General features: G+C 44.3%; 2 protein-coding genes. Both read right to left on the reverse strand.

Annotation, left to right across the window (positions count from 1 at the left end; all coding sequences use genetic code 11):
* Positions 1 to 629: 629 nt before the first annotated feature.
* The gene (locus tag QUB61_RS38965) at positions 630 to 1,748 is read right to left on the reverse strand and encodes a reverse transcriptase domain-containing protein (RefSeq protein ID WP_333136778.1); all 1,119 of its coding nucleotides are present in this window, start codon (positions 1,746 to 1,748) and stop codon (positions 630 to 632) included.
* Entirely contained in the window at positions 1,634 to 2,143 is a 510-nt protein-coding gene (locus QUB61_RS38970) for a reverse transcriptase N-terminal domain-containing protein (RefSeq protein WP_333136780.1), read from the reverse strand. Before QUB61_RS38970 ends, QUB61_RS38965 begins: the two co-directional genes overlap by 115 nt.
* Positions 2,144 to 2,329: the final 186 nt, after the last annotated feature.

Raw genomic sequence — 2,329 nt, forward strand, 5'->3', positions numbered from 1 at the left:
GTCCTGATTTCTTGAATTTTTGAGTACATCTTACCAGCTCTACCCGCTAACCCTTATTTAAGGAGTCCACAATTTGAAGAATTAATTTTTCTCAAATTGAAGGTTGAAAGAGCCGTTTTATTCGTTCCTCGGTTTAGTTGTTTTGTAGTTTTAGGTTCTCTCATTTCGCCCACGATTTCCCAGAATTGCATTTATCCAGTTCAAAAGAATGCGGGTATTTTCACACTTGAAGTGTTAGGTTGTGTCGTTGTTCGACCTTGATTTCGGTCGTTCACGTTCAGACGCTTTTTCCGAGAGTTCAACTAATGTTTAACCTTGACTACTTACCTATACGAGTTGCTACCATCTCAGGTTTGTTATTCTCGTTCTGTCCCCAGCTTCATTTTTAGAGTTTGTTCTCTATCCATGTGGGCAGTTTTGGCATCACGCCATTCCTAGCGGGTAAGACTTGTCAAATTTGAGTTTGACGCACTCACACTAAACTAAAGTTATCTCTACTATATTTCTGAGTTTGCACTCAAGGCGGTGTAGAGACGATTTTCCTCCTAAGTTTTATGAGACTTTGGTTTCAATCAACGAACCGCACAATCCGGACGTGCGGGTTTCCCTGCATCCGGCTTCCGATATTCTTAGCTTTCGCTTTTGCTCATGTGGATGTAATCGTGGCAGCTTTGATGAATCGCTAGAAGGTTATTTTTCTTCCAGTTGTTATGGTTTTCATCGACATGATGAAGATGTATTTTCTCGTCACCAAGCATCTTTAAGCCACAATATCCGCATGAATGGCTTTGCCTTTTTAAGGCTTTAGAGGTTTCGCCGTCATAGAGTTTGCTGTTACGTTCACTCCAGTAGGCGATATCTCCGTCAAATGGTGATTTCTCACCCTTAACGTTGATGTGTTTGTTTTCGGAGTAAGGAACCGATGGGAACGCTTTATCCAGCAGTTTTTTGCTACTGTAGCGAGTCTGTTTGGGTTCCTTGTTGAATACCCTGAATGCTCTTGTTTCGATGTGATATAGCGAGTTTTTTGACCCGTCCATCTTGCAAAAGCGGTGGTAATTTCTCCAACCTCTAACTACGGGGGCTAATTTTTCAGCCTTGACCGTGGCACCATAATTCGAGTTATTGACGATGTGTTTGACCTTTTGACGGAAAGCTTTAAAATTGTCCGCTGAAGGGACGCTTCTAAATTTCCCGTTTTTCTGCACCCTGAAGTTCCAACCTAAGAAGTCAAATCCATCTGTCGTAGCGGTTAACTTGGTCTTCTTTTCACTGACCTTCATCCCACGTTCTGCAAGAAACTGGCTTATTTTGCCGAGTATGATTTCGGCGTTATCTTTGGGTTTGAGTATAATGACCATATCGTCCGCATACCGGACAGACTGGTGTATATCCTCTATCCCGTTTAATGCAATATTGGCAAGTAGAGGACTCACCACACCCCCTTGAGGTGTACCCTGGTCGGGGAATTCTGGGTTGACTCCTGCTTTGAGACATCGGAAGATTCCGAGTTTTATACCCGATGGGGCTATGAGTCGTTCCATGATGATTTTGTGGCTTATCCTGTCGAAGCACTTTTCGATGTCGAGTTCGATGACTCGCTTGGATATTCCGTTTACTTTGGAGCTTAGGTTCAGGAACAGGAATTTCTGTGCGTCTTGCGCCGACCTTCCGGGTCTAAACCCGTAACTTCTCGCTGGGAAAGTTGCAACGCGCAAGCTGGTTCCATTGCGTATTTGACAAGACATTGCCAAGCCCTATCCGCAATAGTGGGGACTTTGAGGATGCGAGTTTTCCCATCCTTTTTAGGGATTGGGATTTCCCTTAACGGCTTATGCTTCCATGTGTTAATCGGTTGCTTGAGCTGTTCACTCAGGGCGAACCTTTCCTCGAATGAGAGAGAAGCTTTACCATCTACTCCTGCGGTCTTTTTCCCAACATTAAGTTGAGTTACTTGCCGAACTGCCAGTAATCTTGCTGCGGTGGACTTCAGAATTAGCTTTTGTAGTGACTTCGCTTTCCGCTTGTCGCCAACTTGAATAGCTTTGTATACGCGCTTTTGTAGGCGGAATAAGTTACGGCGGAATTTCTTCCACGGTAACGTTTTCCAAGATTCACTAGAGTTGTCTCTGTGTCTAATCATGCTCTGCTCCAGGTTGTAGATTCTGAACACCTCATAGCAATTACGCTGTGTCCTACCCGAACTGAAGGGATTCCGCTCCTCGTCCAGCCTACTTAGGGATTCGACCATCCCTAGAGCGCCAGTCCAGTAAAAAAGGTTGACAAAAAGCAGGAAGTATGATGGGCTAGAAAAACTAGCCCAGTAAGT

The sequence above is a fragment of the Microcoleus sp. C2D2 genome (genome assembly GCF_036702495.1).
Taxonomy (GTDB): domain Bacteria; phylum Cyanobacteriota; class Cyanobacteriia; order Cyanobacteriales; family Microcoleaceae; genus Microcoleus.

What these genes read in the sequence shown, in the direction of transcription:
- QUB61_RS38965 (WP_333136778.1), bottom strand. Translation starts at nt 1,748, where the DNA reads ATGTCTTGTCAAATACGCAATGGAACCAGCTTGCGCGTTGCAACTTTC.
- QUB61_RS38970 (WP_333136780.1), bottom strand. Translation starts at nt 2,143, where the DNA reads ATGATTAGACACAGAGACAACTCTAGTGAATCTTGGAAAACGTTACCG.